Genomic DNA, 18,915 nt, shown 5'->3' with positions numbered 1-18,915 from the left:
ATGAGAGCGATCTGGTCTGGTTCAATTAGTTTTGGTCTCGTGAATATCCCTATAAAACTCTATAGTGGAGTTGAGCGCCATTCCCTCGACTTTGATTTATTAAGACGAGATGATTTGTGCCCCATTGAATATTCTCGTGTATGCCGGGCAGATGGTAAAGAAGTGCCCTGGGAGGATATTGTTCGAGGCTATGAATATAAGGATGGTGATTATATTACCCTTGAAAAAGAAGACTTTGAAAAAGCGAGCGCTAAAAAAAACCATGCCTTTGAGATTAAAGAATTTGTCCAAGAAAGCGAAATCGACTCAATCTTTTATGAAACACCTTATTATTTAGAACCTAAAAAGGAAGGCCAAAAAGCCTACGCGCTCTTACGTGAAGCACTAAAAGAAACCAAAATGGTGGGGGTGGGGGAGTTTGTGATGAGAAATCGCGAAAATCTCGCCATTTTAAAGCCCTATGGCAACTTATTGTTACTCAATAAACTTCGCTATAAAGACGATATTCGTGATTATCATGAACTTAACTTGCCGGATTCTGAGCTGATTAAAAAAGAAGAAGTGGATATGGCAAAACAATTAATTAGTCAGTTAAGTGATCAATTTAAGCCGGATGAGTATAAAGACACCTATATCACCGATCTTAAAAAATTAATTGAAGCCAAAGCAAAAGGTAAAAAATTTAAAAAACCAAAACAAGTGGTTGAACACGAAAAAGTCAAGGATATCATGGACTTACTCAAAAAAAGCATTCAATCTAAAGCCTCGTAATCAAATTTTTCTACCCCTACGTACCTCGGCTTGCCCCTGTCTCTTGATCACATCTCTGCCTACGCCGCGCGGCTTGACCGCGTGGTCCAGTGTTTTAGCGCAGTACCCTGGATTCCTTGATCATACATTTGACCGGGATATCCATAAGTTCGGAGTAATACATCCGCATCGGAGTGGATGCTTTGGTCAAGCCAAAGCACGTTGGGTTATGTGGGATTAAGTAGTACGATTTTCCTACCCTTACATACCTCGGCTTGATCGAGGTATCCAAAAGTTCGGTGTGATACACCTGCATGGTAGTGGATGCTTTGGTCAAGCCAAAGCGCGTTGGGTTATGTTGGATTAAAGAGTACGATTTTCCTACCCCTACGTACCTCGGCTTGACCGAGGTATCCAAAAGTTCGGAGTAATACTCTCGCATCGGAGTGGATGCTTTGGTCAAGCCAAAGCACGTTGGGGTTATGTGGGATTAAGTAGTACGATTTTTCTACCCCTACGTAACTCGGCTTGACCTTAGCTAGAGTGTAACGATAGTTCTTTTTCTAATACATAAAATGGTGCAAAATTAGAACACACAGTAGATTTTATTGTAAGCTAACAAGGTCTATGCTAGGATTGCCGCCACAAATGGATGTATCCTTAACAGTGAGAGAAATAAATGGCTAAGAATCAACAACTTTTAGAAGCACTCCAAAACCTTACACTTGATAGCTTCGAAACCTATGAACAGGCCCTTCTGGATTTAATGCAAGCCGATTTGAGTGAGGCGGAAAATTTTAGACAAAAAGTTGTAGAGCATTATCAAGCGCTTGGATTAAAGGAAGACTTTATTCAAGACCAAGCTCATCAGGATGAATTTCTCCACCACGCAGGGTTTGGCGATGGACATCAAGCAAACAACTTTAGAGCGTTGCAACGTGTAGCTGCTGAAAAATATATTTTGTTGCAGCTGCAAAGCCTTCCACTCGAGGCAATTTCTAATATAGCTCAAGCAACAGACTTGCTTCCTACCTTAGTGACTCATATTGGTGGTTTAGCTTCAGCGTATCATCTTTATGGAGAAGGCGAAGATCGATCTATCTTAATGGATTCTTCACTTTGTCGAATTCAAGAACAAGCTAAAGCTTTAGAAGCATTGAAACGACCTAGAGATGAGGTAGAAGAAAGTAGTCCTTCTGTGGATAATTATGAGCGCAATCTCGTTTATTTAAAAAAAATAGCATCTCATCAAGTTCCTGAAGTACAAGAGATCTTAACGAAGCTTATTACAGAAATTAATGTTTCAAATAATTGTCCAGAGGCTACTTCTTTACTAAACGAGGTATTAACGGCGACTATCGAATTATTCACTAAGGACGAAGGTTGTATTGAAGATAAAGTTGAATCCTATCAAAAAGTAGCAGAGCAGATGAAAGGGTATCCTGCGCCTTATCTTTCAAAAGTAAGTGATTTAATGTTTGCGCTGGGTGTGGCCGTTTTGATTGCAGGAATTGTATTAATTCCCTTCGCACCTATTGCTGCTGCCGCAGTGACGGTAGGCGTGGGGGCTGCATTAACTCTTTTTGGTACTTTTTACCATCCTAAGCCTACTGGGTTAGCTGGTGCTATGAGCGAAGTTGCTAGCAAAGTAGGTGAGATGGATGTTGTTGAGGTTAGAGCCAGGCCAAGTTTTTTCTGATTTTGGTCATTCAATGTAATGAACCAATCGCATGATGAGAAGAAGCGAGCTCTTCTTCTCGCGTGCACATAGCTACGACAGACGAAGACGCTGGCAATTTAAACAAACCATGAGAGGAGCTGGCGTTTTTTGTATTCTTTTTTATTTTTAGACCATTCTCTAGTAAGACATCAATCCCTGCCGATGTGTAATATTTTTCAAGGTGAGATAAACCATAGGATGGTTTAAAGAAATCGTTTATTTTAGAAGTAAAATAACTCAGTTGATGCCCGTATTTTGTTTTGAGCCTGGCTGTAAATGCTTCGATTTCAGCAGGGTTTATATTGTACTCGGCTAGATCAATGCCTTCAAAGGATGAATTCAAATCAATTTTGGCTTGGATGGCTTTCATAATCTCAGAAGCATGTTCATCGGGAATATGTTGTTTGTAATAATTATAAACAAACGATTTTAACTCTTGCTCAAGTAAATCGGTTGTTAGGCCCTGAAATAAGGGATGTCCTATGACCGAATTTAATAATCTTCTTTTAATTCCTGAAGAACAACTTGGCGCGTCAGGCTTTAAGTTGTCACATTCAGGTTGTTTTCCTCTGAGTGAAAATGGCGACTCCCAGTTGTGCGCTCGTCCTATTAACGCAATATGGTTAATAAATGTTTCAATACGTTCTTCTATGGTGTGACCATCGGTAGGAGGTGTTTCAGAATCCATTGCAGCCAACCAAAAAGCAGTAATAAGAAGAATAAACGACTTAAAACAGGCATATTTTTGACCGGTTAATTGGATTTCTACGGTATAAGGAGCTTCTAAGTCAATCCAGTGATTCGGTATAGATAAAAAACGCAATGCGGTGTGAGGAGAGTTTTGGTAGTACGCTTTTAAGGCGCTCATGCGCTGCACCTTATTTAATTTTAAGGCTTGAAACTCTTCCCAATCTAGAGGTAAAAAGATGACATGATTGTTTATTACAATCTTAGCGGGATTTTTCAAATAACGTTCTTGCAGAAATTTTCTTAACGCATCAAAAACGAATTCCTTACCACCCCAGGCTTTGATTGTAGGCCGATAGCGTTCAAGAATGGAGTCCACCATGGATTGTTCTACAGCCGAGAGACTAACCATCGATGATTCATCATTCCGAGCAAGTTCCTGAAGTGGTTGATATCCTAACAGGCGACTGTTATAAAAATTATTTCTTGCGGCTAGATTAGCGACGGCTGGTATGGCAAATAAGCCATCAATTGCTTGCCGGTTTTTGTGGAACAATGCGAATCTAAGCAATGTATTGGATGCATGATGAGCGCGATCTCGGATAGCGGAAATATTGAGCAAAAAGAGAAAATCGCTTTCTGGAAATGAACGGGTATTCTGAATAAAATTTTTTAAAATCAATATACCTACTAAAGACCGATCCTGTGAGAGTTCTACCGGATGCTCGTCTGTGGAAAAATTTATCCTAAGCGTTGATAAATAATCTGCAATGAACGGGTTTAGATAATCCTCTTGATAGGTTCGCGAATGACTATTCGCGAAAGCAAATACCTTAGGTTTATTAAGTAATAATTCAATAGCGTATGTGCGCTTAGCATCCGAATCGGGTTGTTGTAAAACGCATTTCATTTCATATGTGTTTAAGGTAGGTAATGATTCCAACCATAATCGTCTCAAAGGGGGGCTATTAAATAAGTTTGTGTGATTTACAAGGAGTTGATGCAAGTCGGTTTCTTGGATTGTATGATTAAGAAATCCAAGATATTGAAAGATATAAATTGCAAAAGCGATGGCTAAGTATTCTGAATTATTGTCTAAAATTTCAAACAATAGGGGAATATTTGTTTGAGTAAGCAATCTAGATGATTTAGCGGAAATCAGCACATCGGCGGCTTCCCAAGGGGATTTATGAGCAGCAATTTTTTCAAGTATTACCTTAGAAAGAGAGTGGTCTAATAAACCATGAGGCTGCAGTTTAATCAAGGCTTGGACAAAAGGCCATGGATCAAGGCTTTTTTGAATAAGCTCACGATTTGCTGGCGTTAGAAGACCTTTTTTTTGTAAAACACAAAGTGCATGAGCTGCATGATAAGGATTATCATGATGGATGACGGTTTTAAAATTCGCTAACACATCTTCTGGGGTATTCTGGTAGTTTGATAGCAATTTGGCTGAAAAAAGAACGCGAACCGCAATGCATCCACGTTCCATTGAAAAGATATTTATAAAAGGGAATAATTTGCGACGCATACTACCGGGGGGATTTTTGAATTCGCGGTAAATGTTTAAGGCTTCTTCATCAGCAAAATGATTTACAGTAAAGCCTTTTAATAACCGACCCAGTTTGTAGGGAAAGAGCATTTTTTTATAAGTCGATAATTCCAAATAGCATTTTTTTAACTCCAGAATCTGCTCAAATCCCGGCACGGTACTGTACTCCTATAAAACAAATGCATGGTATACAGGGTGCCTCTAGTTTCATTGTTTGTCCAGTTCTAATTGTTTATGATAGTAATCAACTGAGTGAAAGGATTAACTATGAATCGTCTAGGGAGTGTTTTAATACCTTATGCTTTAGCATACCTGGTATGTACGATCTATCGGGCCATCAATGGAATTCTAGGACCTGTCTTAGCGGTGGATTTACATCTTTCAGCGAATGCTTTAGGGTTTTTAACGGCAGTCTATTTACTTGGCTTTGGAATCATGCAAATTCCTTTAGGCTTTATTTTGGATAAATTTGGACCAAGGCGGGTGCAAACCCTATTATTCCTGATTGCCACCCTAGGGATTTTTCTTTTTTCTATTGCTGAAAGCGTCTGGCAGTTAACAGTCGGGAGAGCATTAATTGGTATAGGAATGTCCGCAGGTTTAATGGCCGGATTCAAAGCGGCTGCGAGCTGGTATAGTATCGAACGATTACCGTTGGTGAATGGGATTATATTAACCGCGGGAGGAATTGGCGCTTTATTGGCTACAATTCCTGCAGAAATAGTGATTCGTAATTTTGGCTGGCGCTCATTAGGATACAGTTTAACCATTCTTACTCTGATCGTAGGGCTTTTGATCTATGGTGTCACACGAGACAAAAAAGCCGAACACCAAACCGAAGAACCCTTCTCACAACAGCTTAAAGACTTTAAAGAAGTATTAAAAAGTCGTGTGTTTATACGGTTTGCACCATACTTTATTTTAATGAGTAGTTTTATAGCAATTCAGGGGTTATGGGCGGGCCCTTGGTTACATCAGGCAATTGGTATGAGTACGACAGAGGTTGCCTTATATCTTTCTGATATAGCTATTGCGATGATTCTTGGCCTTTTAACCGCTGGGATAATAGCGAGCTGGCTGCAAAAATTAAATGTTTCGATCATTGGCTTACTTATTTTGACTGGGAGTTTGTATATTCTTTTACAACTTCTTATTGTTTCAAAGGTTTGGCCTGGCAGTCATGTGTTTTGGTTCCTATTTGGTTATTTCGCACAATATGGTTCATTAGGATATGCTTATGTCTCTCAATCAGTACCACCCCATGTAATCGGAAGAGCGGTTACTGCATTGAATTTTGCATTATTTATTGGAGCATTTGTTTGGCAATATATGTTAGGTGCAATCATCACGCATTGGCCAAAAAATGAGCTGGGTTTCTATCCAGCCTCCGCGTATCAAACATCCTTTTATGTTTTGATCGCCTGTGAAATGATATGCTTAGGTTGGTTCATTGGATTTAAAACTCCAAAATCGAGTTCTAAAGAGTAAGGGCTATGTGCTTGGCCCAAATCTTACACTGAGTTAACGTCCCCTTCGATATCAGAAAAATCCAAATTTTGCTGATATCGACCGGGCTTATTTTGAATGGATCCCATATAAAAAGCTTTGCTTTTTTACAGGATAACGTTCGTTTAACGCTTTTTCTTCTGTGTACAAACTGCCTCACCGGTAGCAATATCTCCAGTATTTTCACTAATGTAAACATAGTTTGCAGCAAGTTCTTGCGGTGATTTTAGCGTAAACCTTGTGAATCCACTGGCTTCATTCGGGACAGCGGAATGAAAATACTGAACATAAACGTTTTCTTTCTTCGATGGCTTTAATATCCCAACATCTTTAGAGCCATCTCTGTAGGTAAATTTTGTTTCGTAAAGCCCTTTTTTCTCGTGCTTATGAATCTCAAGAGTCCCTTTAAACGGTTTATTATTAATATTAGATTCTCCTTCACACTGATAAGTCCCTGTAATTTCAGTTTTGGCTAAAACAAAAGAGCTACACAACATCCCAATCATGACGCTACTAAACCATATCGTACGCTTCACGTGCCATCTCCTTTTGTTAAATGTATAAAAATTAAAGTAGCATCACTTAGAGGGATTTACAATTCCACTAGGCTGATTCGCATGCTAGACAGCAGCTTAAAATAGGATAATGATAATAAGGATAACTAAAACAGGAGGTTTTATGCCGCGAAATCAGGGCGTGATAGGAGAAGAAAACGCGAACAAGCCAATAGAAATTAAATACATCACGATGATGGGGGATAGCCTATCCGATCGAGGCACGCTTAATCGAGCTTTTTTATTCGGCATTATACCTATGCGCAAAATCGCAGGGCTTGAACAGCGCTCACCCGATGGGCGATTTACCAATGGCCTGGTTTGGGGCGATCACGTTACAGCGAGTATTGCCAGTGATTTTACCATTAAGCGGCTGGAAAGGCGCTGGCATTTACGCGATACAGATATCGCGGATGCCGTTATTATGCGCGATAAGCGAATTTTACGTGCTATTTATGACAGTTATACGTTAGATGACGATAAGTTTGTCCACTATCATAAAAAGTTATGGGTAAGAAGCTACTGCGAAGGCGGCTTAATGTCACATGATTACAGTTGGAAGCCAAGCTGGAATCTCAAACGGTTTTTTAATCGCATCATTTTATCCGCATTGGAAGATATGCGGCATAAGATTCTTCAATACGACAAAAAGCATAATATTTCTTGTAAGCAGAAACGAGAGACCTTAATTATAGAATGGTCTGGTGCAAATGATTTAATTACGGTCAATGCTAAACCCACACCAGAAGAAGTCGACAGAGCCATTGCTGCCCGAGTAGATAATGTAAGAAAGCTCATTTCGGCTGGGTATCGAAATTTTGTGTTATTCAATCTACCAAACCTTTCTTTAACTCCTCGTTTTTATGATAAAACTCAAGCGGAACAAGTAGAAGCTAGACAATGCTCTTATTATTTTAATAAGCAATTGCAAGAAGTTTGCGAAGCGCTTTCTAGAGATTATCCCTATTGTTCAATACGTATTTTTGATATTAATTCAGAGTTTGAAAAAGTTTATGAGAATCCATCAAAATATTACTTTGATGAAGAGAAGAAAACTTTATCTTATGCGGACTCACTGGATTTTAAACCCCCATCAAAAGGGATATCCGCTGCCAGTGGTTATATGTATTTCGATGATATTCATCCCTCAGCTGATCTGCACGCATTGCTAGCTGCTCATTTTTACGATACGTTGGGTAACCAATATACCTTATTAGAGCCTGATAAAATCATTCATAAGAAACATCGTGAATGCACAGAAGAAGAGTTATTGGCGTGTTTTAAAACACATTATGAAAGGCGCTTTGAGCAAGACAAACATGGCTTTTTTAGTTGCTTTCGTCACTCAAATTTGGATATTAAAAATGCTTCATTAAAAACCATTTTACAACATGCTTTAATGGAAGGGGGGAAACGAACCAAAGAGGTTTTGATTGATTTGGGGTGGTTAAATAAAGAGGACGAGCTGATTTTAGACTCTAACGTATTACAAAACGCCATGGAATTTATACAAGCGGCAGAGCGTGAACTTTCTCAGAAAGCATTAGGCCAGCAAGGATCTTAAGTCTCTTTTTAAGGACGATAAGTCTTTAATAAGAACGGTCGTAATAATGCCAGCGTGACTGCCATTCGGTCGCTCGGGTTGCTAAATGAATGGCAGTGGCGCGATGGAATACTTTAACTTACGATGCATCCGGTTTTATTGATAGTAACCGTGCTGTTGGTTTGAAGGACATTCTGTAAGTTTTTACAAGAAGCCTCATTAAACGCATACCCTTTGTTTTTGCTTGCAGCGCTCAATGAAATCGTAAATTCGAACGTATTTTCCGTTGTAAACCAACGACGGCTGCTTACATCGACCAAATGATTGACGACCAAGCCTCCGATATTTTGGTATTCATAGTTGCAATCAACCGATTCAACTGGGTATTTCGTGGGGCAATTACCCGATTGCTTTCTCCAAACAATATCGATTCGATCATCATTTTGTAGATCGCCTTGCTTTAAGAAAAATACACCCGCGAATAGATTTGTGCTCATCAAAGCAGCACAAAATCCTATAGCAATTAGCTGTTTTTTCATCAGAAATCTCCTTATCATGCTAAAAATCGAGATATTAAACCGCGGCCAATCTACTTAGTCAAACGAATTATCCTTCCTAGGAAATTAAAATACTTTTATATATTTTCTTTTCCCGTTATTATCAGCCTTTGGCTCATTGCTTTGATAAATTTAGCTTTTCAGGGACATATAAAATGAATGTACAAAGTAGATATCGAATTACGGCTCGCATAAGCGAATATAAAGTGCCACCGGTTGATGATGTTTTAGTTCTAGGAAAATCAGCCCCTATTGGATTTACAGCAATGAAAAGGGCTATTGGATTACTGATTGCTCAACCCTATGATCATATTAAAATAGATGATGAAATAATAGGAGATTTGCTGATTCGTAAAAATATTTTAAGGCGTCTGAAAAAAGAAGCCATCATCAATTTTATTATCATGCATATCAAGCCGTTAATGGGAGAAAACGAAATTCTTCACTTAAGTTTAGAATCAGAAACGCAGATTGAGGTGAGTGAGTTATGAAACAACTGTTTGCAAAGGATTGTTTAAGCAAAGATATTGCGTTAGTTCATGAAGAAGATCGCCCTAATATTCATTCTAATTACTTCGCAGTCTTCAGAGATAAACAACGAAAGAAATTTATTGGCGTAGTAAGTCGTGCAAAGATTATCCATCCCCACCGGATTTTTGCTGATCTAGTTTCTTCCCATTCTCCACCAGCTGTTTTACCGGACACCCCTGCAACGGTTTGTGAGGAGAAAATGCGGGCTAATCAGCTCGATATACTGGCTGTATTGGATGAGCATAAGAAATTTCACGGGGTTGTGACCTACTCTTCCATTGCATCATCGCTTTTAGAGTTGAATATGACCTTGAAAGCGACCACTATTCAGCTGTTTGATTCCTTAAGGTTGATTGTCAGTGGAGTGGAACATTATCATGATTCATACACGTTAAGACATGAAGAGAATACGGGTAAAATGATGCGTGTAATCGGTCAGGCATTAGGGTGTAACGAACAATATTGCGCTGATTTACAACAAGCAGGAAGTCTTCATGATATTGGTAAATTGGCTTTGCCATCCCATATTCTTGATAAACAAACCAAATTAAACCTATTTGAACGCGATGTGATTGAAATGCATCCTGAGCTTGGTTATAAGATGCTGGAAAAAATAGCCCATCCCCTTGGAAAATTTGCAGCAAATATCGCACTTTATCATCATGAAAATTTTGATGGCACAGGTTATCCGCTACGAATCAAAAAAGATCAAATTCCTTTAGAAGCAAGAATATGTAGCCTTTGTGACGTTTATGATGCGATGAGGTCGGATCGCCCTTATCATCCAGCTACTTTAAGCCATGAAGATACTGTTAAAATTATTTTAAGTAAAAAGTCGGATGGGATTTTTTATAAGTTTGATCCAACCATTCTAGAAGCGTTTGCTGAGGTGCACGATGAATTTGACAATATTTTTTCTTTCAGCCTTAAAGCGAATAGTAAATAACCTCAACGGAATCGTTACCGTTGAGGTGGTCAATAAACTCTAGTGTTTAGAAATTTCTTCTAATGTATCGCCAGTCAATTCATCTTGGCAGTGAAGAGCGATGTCGCCTAAAGAAACAATTCCCGTTAAGTTTTTATCTTTGTCCAACACAATTAATCGTCTTATTTGCTTATCTTTCATGCATTTAGTCGCTTCTTTAACATCGTCTGTTTCATAACAATAACAAACGCCCTTATGCATGATGTCTTTGAGTGGGGTGTCTAAATCCTTTTTATTGGCTACCGCTTCAATCACGATATCGCGATCGGTGATGGTTCCAACTAATTTATTTGTACTTTGATCCCCAACTGGAATAAATCCAGTATCTAGTTCGCGCATTTTTTTTGCAGCTTCACTCAGTGTCGCTGTCGTGAGTAAAAACCTAGGATTGGGTGTCATAATGTCTTTGATTTGCATGATACTCTCCTTGTAACTTATCGATTTCGTTCTGAAAAACGCACATTGCATTATGTATATTAATTATACAAAAAGATCTCACCATCCGCCATTAGGGGTGACCCTATTGAATAAGGGGGGGTAAAGAAGTGAACATAAATAAGTCGTTATTTTTTCTTTACTTACTGGCAAAAGACGTTAAATTTAAATCTAGACTAATTTTTTTATTATTTATACATGAACTACGATCAAGTTGTTCTCTCCATTATTTTAGGTTTGGCGCTGATTGCGTTTATCAGCAATATTGTACGTTATGATGTAGTGGCATCGGTTGTTTTATTGTTAACGGTTTTTTTTGGATTGATTCCAGTAACAAAAACCTTTTCAGGGTTTAGTCATAGTGCGGTGATTACTGTTGCTGCGATATTTGTTATCAGCAGAGCCGTTGAAACCTCTGGCATTTTATCTGAAATAGCCAATTTCATTCGTTTAAGAAAAAAAAATATTCCTAAGCAAAATTTAGCGCTTTGCTCCATGGTTGTCGCATTGTCTGCATTTATTAATAATGTCGGCGCTGTGGCTTTAATGATTCCTATCACGTTAAAAATCGCAAGAATAAAAAACATACCTCGACAACAAATGCTAATGCCTTTGGCCTTTAGCTCGCTCATTGGAGGATTAATTACCCTGATTGGAACACCACCCAATATCATTATTTCGGACTATCGAAAAAAATATCTTGGTGAAGCGTTTTACTTTTTTGATTTTGCGCCAGTTGGATTAGGATTGGCGGTTATTGGCGTATTGTTCATTTCTTATTGGGGTTGGAAATTGATTCCGCTCGGAAAAACCAGTGAGGAGAAAAAGCCAACTGAAAAATTTACCGTAGAGCTTAAGGTAAAGCCTCATTCCACACTTATTAATAAAAAAGTAGCTTCCTTATTGAATGACTACGAGGATAAAATTGAATTACTGGCTATGGTACGAGAAGAAGAAGTCATTCGTGAAAATCTTGGTTTTTATACAGTTTTCCCTGGCGATTCATTTATTTTAGAAACGGATAAATGGACGGTAAATGAACTAATCTCGCAATACAAACTCAGTGCAGAATACAGGCCACAAGCCAAAAATTCAAAATCAAAACCTCATTTCTTATCTGAAATTACGGTTTTACCACAGTCCCCCTTGCTTAAAAAACCAATAGAAGCGTTAAAACTGCCAGAGTCCTATGGGATTGAAGTGATTGCCGTATCGCGAAGAAATACCACCATTACTGAGCGCATTAAAGCCCTTAAACTAAAACCAGGAGATGGTTTGTTAGTTAAATCTGAATTTAAAATCTCACCAGACATTTTAGAGGCCTTGAATGGTGTTTTTTTAGAAGAAAAACACATTCGCCCCTTTTCAAAAACATTAAGCATAAAAGTAGCAACGATTTTTGGAATTGCCTTATTCGCTATTATTTTAAATTTAGTGCGGGTAGACGTTGCCTTTTTTGCAGCTGCCGTCATGATGGTGATTACCGGTTGCCTCAGTTTGAATAGAGCGTATCAAAGCATTAATTTACCGATTATTGTATTAATTGCTGCCTTAATCCCCGTAGGTGAGGCAATGGAATCTACCGGTACAGCGAAATTATTAGGAACGGCTCTTTATTATTATGGTCAAGTTTTACCCATAGGCCTTAATCTATTTTTCTTAATTCTCGTTGCGATGCTTTTGTCTAACCTCATCAACAACGCCGCAGTCGCATTAATTTTTGCACCCATCGCTTTACAAATCGCAGCGGACTGGGGAGCTGCGGCTGATCCATTTTTAATGGGCGTTGCCATAGGCTCCTCCTGCACCTTCCTAACCCCTGTGGGCCATCAATCCAATACCCTCATTCTAGGCCCTGGTAATTATCGCTTTTCCGATTATTGGCTCATGGGCCTACCGCTCACCCTAATCATCGCTATCATAGGCACCTTACTCATCATGCTCTTCTGGCCATTTTATTAATCAGAAGCTTAATGGGTCATACCCTGGTTTGAACGCACAGGTTAAAAAATTATGTTCTATACTTAAACAGCACACATAATTTAAGGAGAGAATTATGAAACGCGTGATGACAGGAATAGCGGGTATGGTTTTATTGGTAGGGACGGGTTTTGCCCTAGAGGGTCAAATTCAAGATAAACCTTCAGCCGACATGGTATACAGTTTGATTGCCATCGAAACGCCTGACGGCACAAAAGCTCATGCCGTGATGTCTAAAGACCAATATGACAAAATTAAAGATAAAGATTTGAAAGGCGGGGTGAATGTGAAGCTAGTTATTCTACCTGCTGAAAATGGGATGATTGATACACGTGGTGGAGCTGCTGCTGATTCAAATCTTGGCTATGAAAGATAGCGCTGAGGAGCGTAGTGCAATGAGGGTTTGTGGGTAAGAAGATAAACTCTAATGCACTCGCTCCCTCAAGGGATTACTTGACACAAATTTCATTAAGGAGAGAATGATGAAACACATCATGACAGGAATAGCTGGGATGGTTTTATTGGTAGGGACGGGTTTTGCCAACTTAGCTGAAAAAGAAGGTATAGTTTATTTCGCCATCGCCATCGAAACACCTGACGGCACAAAAGCTCATGCCGTTATGTCCAAAGAACAGTATGACAAAATTAAAGATAAAGATTTGAAAAAGGGAGTTAATGTGAAATTAAATTATGTTTTTTGGGGTTCACATGGTGGAGTCATAGTAGATAGACCAGATCCACCACTAGCCGATTAACTTAGCCGTGAACGAGCTAGGTGTCGATCTTTTTCGTAGCCTTGGTTGTGTTCAGCGCAATCAAGACTACGGTTAAATTTTACAAAATTAATACTAATTTTGTAAAATGTTTAAAACTGTATTAAAATAGCCCAACCCTCATTTGCTCGAGTTGATTAATAGTATCATCGCTGAGCTCTTTACATCTTTTTTTCCTCAAGGTTAACCATGTTTGATCGTTCTGAAAACCGCGCTAATTTGTCTAATGAGGCGCTAGGGCAAGCGTTTCTCCATGCTTTATGCACAAATATGGATGAAGCCTTTAAGCTTTGGAAGATTATCCAGGATAAACCCTTAGCAAGTCAGGCGGCGATTTTACAAGAGAGAGATAGCGAAGGGAATTCTGCTTTAATGCTTTATAATGGGGTCGTTGGTAAGACACTTTTATTTCAAAGAAACTATTTTAATCTATTACAAAACATTATAGGTGCCATCAAAACTTGGCCTACTGAATTATCCTTGCCTCTCCTTTTGCAGCAAAATGCCTTGCAAGAGCATGCATTGCTTTCTGCTATTAAGTTTGAATCGCAATTAAACGATGTTAACTCGTTGGTTCCCACCTTATTTGAACTAATTTCTGGGTACAATCCGCTCGAACGATTTAAATTGTTAGCACACCGCGACCACCATAAGCAAACGGTGTTTATGTATATACTGTCGACTTGGAGTCGTTATCTCAAAGAATTCGCAGCGTGCGTAACGGATATCGCGCCTCATCATGTAATGGATTTACTGTCGTTTGCTAATGATCAAGGTGAAAACGCATGGACGTTCATTATGCGCACTCAGCCTAGCGCTTTAAGATACATTTTGCCTTTACTACAGCGATTAAAGCTTAACACACAGGAATCTATACTATCCCAAGTTGATTCAGAGGGACGAAATGCTTTGATGCGTGCTGCTTATTGGAACCTCGAAGATTTAAGCCCTTTAAAAGAGCAGCTTGTCGGGTTGTGTACAGAGCAACAAGATAAAATTATGAAACAGGCCAACATTCACTATCCAAAAGTTTTGAGTGTTATACTGGATATGGTGACTCATTTTAGTCGAGCAACGAAATTGGCTCTTATGACTCAATGCGATAGTCGCGGCGCTACATTTTTACGAATTGCCTTAGATAAATGCCCGCAATTAATCCAACCTATTCTTCAGATTGTGAACGAGTTACCGTTCGATGAGCAACAAAAAATATTTGCACCTATGCAAGTCTCGATGTCGCCAAAAGCGTTAAGATCCATGACAAAAGAGCAGCAAAAGGCCTGTCAATGCATAAAAGATGCTCATGCGGAATGCCAGCAACAACGAAAACGGCTGGAAAATTTGTACGATCAAGATATTCGTTTAGTGCCCTCAAAACCTAATTTTTTTGCCCAGCAAAGTCGATTTATGCCGTTAAGTCCTGATATTTTAGCGTCTACCGGAGGATTTGAGGCTGTCACTGCCCCAAAAGAGTCTCCTACCCGTCCCAAAACCATCTAAATGATATGAGCTCGATATCAGCAAAATCCAAATTTTGCTGATATCGAACTGGCTTATTTTGTACGGGGTAAAGTTCGTTTAGCGCCACAAAAGTCATAAAGGACTTTTCTGTCGAACTCACGTTAAATTGGCTCATCAAACCCTTTGACGATGCTTTTCATGACCGAATCGACCGACATCATTTTAGTAAAGTAATCCCTTATCCAGGCGCTGAAGCCAGAGCTGACAAACATCATTTTTGCAAGTCGTCTGGAGTCATTTTGAGCCCCTTCAACTCGTTTTTTACGTCGCTTTTCAAATAAGGTTAAGGCATGAGGAATAAATTCTGTACCCGTTCTTGATAAAATATCGTTCAATGCAGCTGCTGATTCCAACGCCATTGAAGCTCCAACACCTGCGGTGGGAAGAAAGGCGGAAGCTGCATCGCCCAATAGTACGACGCGTCCTTTATGCCAGGTTAATGCACGTTGGTCTTTAAGCGACCAAAAGAAAACAGGATCCTCATCTGGAGGGAGATCTTGTAAAAACTCAGGATGTTTATTGAATATGGCATCAAATCGATTTTTAACATATTGCGATCGACTCTGACCTTGCAGCGCTTCTTCTGCTGAGGGATGATTTACTGCGGCAATTAATCCCACTTTTTCGCGAACAGGGTAGCCGCCAAAGAAAGCGCCCTTACCCCAGTATTCTTGAATGGTATAACTGGGAAGCGTGTCAAGCTTAGACCACCATACCCAGCCTCCCCAGCCAGTACTAAAGTAATGATATTCTTCTTCGTTTAAGATTAAATCTCGTATTTCAGAATGCAATCCATCCGCACCAACGACTAAGTCAAACATACCATTACTTTGATCAGAGAATTGGACTTCCACCTCATGTTCATGTTGCAAAAGCGAGGTAACTTGAGTATTAAAGCGAACGTTTAAATTACCGCAGGCTTCAGAAAGCAGGTTTAAGAGTTCATAACGTGTGATCAATTGATAAGGACCATAGCGTTCAACAATGGGACGAAATGAAAATTCTTTTAGTTTTTCCCCTGTCATGTTGTACGCTTCATAGGTTTTCCCAGGTGCGGAGACTTCAAGGTATTGATCAAAGACATTGAGCCCTCGTAAAACATTAGCTCCTGTAGGATATAGCCCAAGCATATAACCCACTTCACCAAATGAGCCTGCTTTTTCGATTACCGTTGGATTTACGCCTCTTTGTTTGAGCAAGCCGGCAAGAGTTAATCCTGCAATCCCTGCTCCTACGATAAGCACCCGCATGGTGTACCTCCTATACAATCACTTGATTTATAAACTAATATAGTTGATTTTATAAGAAAAAGTAATTTCTAAAAGGAATTATCAATGACTAAGACCACCAATGCCTACGAAACCGCTCGTGATCAATTTAAAACATGGGAAAGCCAGCTGAAACAAAATATCTTGCTGCCAAAATCGGATTTAATGCACACCTATCGCTATTATTTTTCTGAAGATATAGATTTTATTGAAACATTACAGCATTTTGCGTGCCAAGTAGCCGAAGCATTAGAACCCGTGGTGCGTGAAAATAATTTAGATGAGCATCTTCCTACTTTACAACAGTATGATGCTATTGGGGAGCGTCAAGATGTGATTAAACATAGTCCTCTCTATGCAAAAGCAGGGGATATCATCTATGGTTCGGGTATAATGGGGTATCTCAATAAACCAGGTCAAATGCTCAAAACTTTAAGTTTATTTATTCTTTCATCGCATGCCGGCGAAGCGGGTCATAATTGTCCAATCGCTTGTTCAGCGGGTGTCATGCGAATTTTAAATAAATATTCTGACTTAAAGGAAACAGGGACTTGGATTGAAAAGCTCAGCTTGCCATCCTTTCAAGAAAATTATACTGGAGCACAATTTTTAACCGAAATTCAAGGTGGATCGGATGTTGGGGCAAATGCGTCTTATGCCTATCAAGATGAAGAAGGCCATTGGCGAATTAGCGGGGAAAAATGGTTTTGTTCTAATGCGAATGCTGAGCTTATTTTAATGACTGCGCGCTTTGATCAAACCATAGCGGGTACAAAAGGACTTGGACTATTTTTAGTGCCTTCTACACTAGCAGATGGTAGTCAAAATCATTATCGAATTCGACGATTAAAGCAAAAGTTTGGCACGCGTTCGATGGCTACTGCTGAGATAGACTTTAAGCATGCGCTGGCATACCCCATGGGTAAGCTGGAGCAAGGCATTAATTTAGTTATGGAAAATGTGTTGCATTTGTCTCGTATATTCAATGCGTTTTCTGTTTTGGGAATGGCGCGCCGAGCTTATCAAACAGCATACTATTATGCACTTAACCGTTCTGCTTTTGAGCATAAAATTCTTGATTATCCGTTGGTTAAAGAATCAATCGCAACCATTAAAGCAGACAATACCGTAATGATTGCTAGCGTATTTCATATGGTGCGCTTACAAGATGATTTTGATTTGGCACCTGAAGACCAAAAGACGAAAGAAAAACAATTGTTGTTACGAACATTGGCAAATATCAATAAGTATTTTACTGCGAAATATTCGGTTGAACACATCCATCACTGCTTAGATGTATTAGCCGGTAACGGCACAATCGAGAGTTTTTCATCGTTGCCGCGTTTATTAAGAGATTGCATTGTTTGTGAAAATTGGGAAGGAACGCATTTTGTATTGTGGATGCAAGTGTTGAAAGATATCCATCGTTTTGAAGTGGATGAAATTTTCTTGTCTCATCTACGAGCATTAAGCGAAGAGCTAACACACGATTTGACTTATAAAAGAGTTTTTGAAGAAACTATTAAAGATTTAGAAGAAGCCTTTTCAAATTTAAAAACCGTAGCAATAGAAGAACAAACGCTACTTTTTAAAGAAATTGTGGAAAAGATGGCAATTAGCTTAGCGGGTTTAACCCTCGCCCTAGAACTTCAGGATGAGTCTGCATCATCTGGAAAGAAAGCCTGTTTAGAGCTTTTTATATCACGGCATATCACCAGTGATAAGTTACCATTTGAGAGGTATACAACACTTTTAAATCGTGTAATTACTCAATCCACCTAATTCCACAATCTCCTTTGTGTTGCGGTTTTGACCATCTGGATGGTCCATTCTATTTCCTACGAGCTGCGGCTTTGACCGCAGCATCCATTGGGTTTGATGTGCCTAGCATGGATGCTGTGCTTAAAGCACAGCAGGTAGGGAGTGTGGTTTACGACCTGCTCGCTATGACTTGATTGTGATAGTCCATCGCTATCTCCTATGAGCAACGGTTTTGACCATCTGGATGGTCCATTCTATTTCCTACGTGCTGCGGCTTGACCGCAGCATCCATTGGGTTTGATGTGCCTAGCATGGATGCTGTGCTTAAAGCACAGCAGGTAGGGGGTGTGGTTTACGACCTGCTCGCTATGGCTTTATTCTGGCAACCTATCGCTATCTCTTATGTGCTGCAGTTTTAATTATCTTGGTGGTCCATTCTATCTCCTACGTGCTGCGGCTTGACCGCAGCATCCATTGGGTTTGATGTGCCTAGCATGGATGCTGTGCTTAAAGCACAGCAGGTAGGGGTGTAGGGTTTATGGCTTACTTGCTATGACTTGATTGTGATAGTCCATCGCTATCTCCTATGAGCAACTGTTTTGACTATCTGGTGATCCATTCTATTTCCTACGTGCTGCGGCTTGACCGCAGCATCCATTGGGTTTGATGTGCCTAGCATGGATGCTGTGCTTTAAGCCATAGATATCTACACAAAAAGAATAATTAGTATTTAATATGGGATTTTAGTAAAAGTGGATAATAATAAATGGATTTAGAGTTACGCCATAAAAA

At 39.5% G+C, this 18,915-nt stretch carries 17 protein-coding genes; 12 read left to right on the top strand and 5 right to left on the bottom strand.

Annotated elements, in window-relative coordinates; genetic code table 11:
• Entirely contained in the window at nt 1-771 is a 771-nt protein-coding gene (gene ku, locus E1O41_RS02315; protein ID WP_131775710.1) for a non-homologous end joining protein Ku, read from the top strand.
• Nucleotides 772-1,429: 658 nt separating this feature from the next.
• Nucleotides 1,430-2,449, top strand: coding sequence for a hypothetical protein (locus tag E1O41_RS02310; protein ID WP_131775709.1), 1,020 nt, complete (start codon nt 1,430-1,432; stop codon nt 2,447-2,449).
• A 10-nt stretch (nt 2,450-2,459) separates the two neighbouring features.
• Here the strand turns inward: E1O41_RS02310 and E1O41_RS02305 are convergent, their stop codons facing one another.
• Complete coding sequence (locus tag E1O41_RS02305; protein ID WP_131775708.1) at nt 2,460-4,865, bottom strand: hypothetical protein; 2,406 nt, start codon at nt 4,863-4,865, stop codon at nt 2,460-2,462.
• Between the two features lie 111 nt (nt 4,866-4,976).
• Between E1O41_RS02305 and E1O41_RS02300 the strand changes: the two genes are divergently transcribed.
• Nucleotides 4,977-6,197 (top strand): MFS transporter, encoded by a 1,221-nt coding sequence (locus E1O41_RS02300; protein WP_131775707.1) that lies wholly within the window; start codon nt 4,977-4,979, stop codon nt 6,195-6,197.
• Nucleotides 6,198-6,340: 143 nt separating this feature from the next.
• Here the strand turns inward: E1O41_RS02300 and E1O41_RS02295 are convergent, their stop codons facing one another.
• Nucleotides 6,341-6,751 carry a hypothetical protein gene (locus E1O41_RS02295; RefSeq protein ID WP_131775706.1) on the bottom strand — a complete coding sequence of 137 codons (411 nt, stop codon included), beginning with the start codon at nt 6,749-6,751 and terminating at the stop codon, nt 6,341-6,343.
• 142 nt (nt 6,752-6,893) lie between these two features.
• Between E1O41_RS02295 and E1O41_RS02290 the strand changes: the two genes are divergently transcribed.
• The gene (locus tag E1O41_RS02290) at nt 6,894-8,333 is read left to right on the top strand and encodes an SGNH/GDSL hydrolase family protein (RefSeq protein ID WP_165481080.1); all 1,440 of its coding nucleotides are present in this window, start codon (nt 6,894-6,896) and stop codon (nt 8,331-8,333) included.
• A 113-nt stretch (nt 8,334-8,446) separates the two neighbouring features.
• Here the strand turns inward: E1O41_RS02290 and E1O41_RS02285 are convergent, their stop codons facing one another.
• Nucleotides 8,447-8,851 carry a hypothetical protein gene (locus E1O41_RS02285; RefSeq protein WP_131775704.1) on the bottom strand — a complete coding sequence of 135 codons (405 nt, stop codon included), beginning with the start codon at nt 8,849-8,851 and terminating at the stop codon, nt 8,447-8,449.
• Between the two features lie 173 nt (nt 8,852-9,024).
• Here E1O41_RS02285 and E1O41_RS02280 point away from each other — a divergent pair, with 173 nt between their 5' ends.
• Nucleotides 9,025-9,360: a hypothetical protein gene (locus E1O41_RS02280; RefSeq protein ID WP_131775703.1), complete on the top strand. Its 336-nt coding sequence runs from the start codon at nt 9,025-9,027 to the stop codon at nt 9,358-9,360.
• Nucleotides 9,357-10,346: an HD domain-containing phosphohydrolase gene (locus E1O41_RS02275; protein ID WP_131775702.1), complete on the top strand. Its 990-nt coding sequence runs from the start codon at nt 9,357-9,359 to the stop codon at nt 10,344-10,346. Before E1O41_RS02280 ends, E1O41_RS02275 begins: the two co-directional genes overlap by 4 nt.
• Before the next feature lie 39 nt (nt 10,347-10,385).
• Here the strand turns inward: E1O41_RS02275 and E1O41_RS02270 are convergent, their stop codons facing one another.
• Nucleotides 10,386-10,802 (bottom strand): CBS domain-containing protein, encoded by a 417-nt coding sequence (locus tag E1O41_RS02270; protein ID WP_131775701.1) that lies wholly within the window; start codon nt 10,800-10,802, stop codon nt 10,386-10,388.
• Between the two features lie 216 nt (nt 10,803-11,018).
• On the opposite strand from E1O41_RS02270, the gene E1O41_RS02265 reads away from it, so the two are divergent.
• From E1O41_RS02265 to E1O41_RS02250, 4 genes are all read left to right on the top strand, one after another.
• The gene (locus tag E1O41_RS02265) at nt 11,019-12,782 is read left to right on the top strand and encodes an SLC13 family permease (protein ID WP_131775700.1); all 1,764 of its coding nucleotides are present in this window, start codon (nt 11,019-11,021) and stop codon (nt 12,780-12,782) included.
• Between the two features lie 94 nt (nt 12,783-12,876).
• Nucleotides 12,877-13,176 (top strand): hypothetical protein, encoded by a 300-nt coding sequence (locus tag E1O41_RS02260; protein ID WP_131775699.1) that lies wholly within the window; start codon nt 12,877-12,879, stop codon nt 13,174-13,176.
• Between the two features lie 103 nt (nt 13,177-13,279).
• Nucleotides 13,280-13,555, top strand: a complete 276-nt coding sequence (locus E1O41_RS02255) for a hypothetical protein (RefSeq protein WP_165481079.1) — start codon at nt 13,280-13,282, stop codon at nt 13,553-13,555.
• Nucleotides 13,556-13,762: 207 nt separating this feature from the next.
• The gene (locus tag E1O41_RS02250) at nt 13,763-15,073 is read left to right on the top strand and encodes a hypothetical protein (protein ID WP_131775697.1); all 1,311 of its coding nucleotides are present in this window, start codon (nt 13,763-13,765) and stop codon (nt 15,071-15,073) included.
• 122 nt (nt 15,074-15,195) lie between these two features.
• On the opposite strand, the gene E1O41_RS02245 is transcribed toward E1O41_RS02250, so the two are convergent.
• Nucleotides 15,196-16,344 (bottom strand): FAD-dependent oxidoreductase, encoded by a 1,149-nt coding sequence (locus tag E1O41_RS02245; RefSeq protein WP_131775696.1) that lies wholly within the window; start codon nt 16,342-16,344, stop codon nt 15,196-15,198.
• A gap of 84 nt (nt 16,345-16,428) precedes the next feature.
• Between E1O41_RS02245 and E1O41_RS02240 the strand changes: the two genes are divergently transcribed.
• Both E1O41_RS02240 and E1O41_RS11710 read left to right on the top strand, forming a co-directional pair.
• The gene (locus E1O41_RS02240; RefSeq protein WP_131775695.1) at nt 16,429-18,144 is read left to right on the top strand and encodes an acyl-CoA dehydrogenase family protein; all 1,716 of its coding nucleotides are present in this window, start codon (nt 16,429-16,431) and stop codon (nt 18,142-18,144) included.
• 254 nt (nt 18,145-18,398) lie between these two features.
• Complete coding sequence (locus E1O41_RS11710) at nt 18,399-18,542, top strand: hypothetical protein (protein ID WP_165481078.1); 144 nt, start codon at nt 18,399-18,401, stop codon at nt 18,540-18,542.
• Nucleotides 18,543-18,915: the final 373 nt, after the last annotated feature.

The organism is Legionella impletisoli, assembly GCF_900639875.1.
GTDB classification, from domain to species: domain Bacteria; phylum Pseudomonadota; class Gammaproteobacteria; order Legionellales; family Legionellaceae; genus Legionella_A; species Legionella_A impletisoli.
The sequence above is the reverse complement of the archived record's forward strand: the minus strand, read 5'-3'. Positions and strand labels throughout refer to the sequence as shown.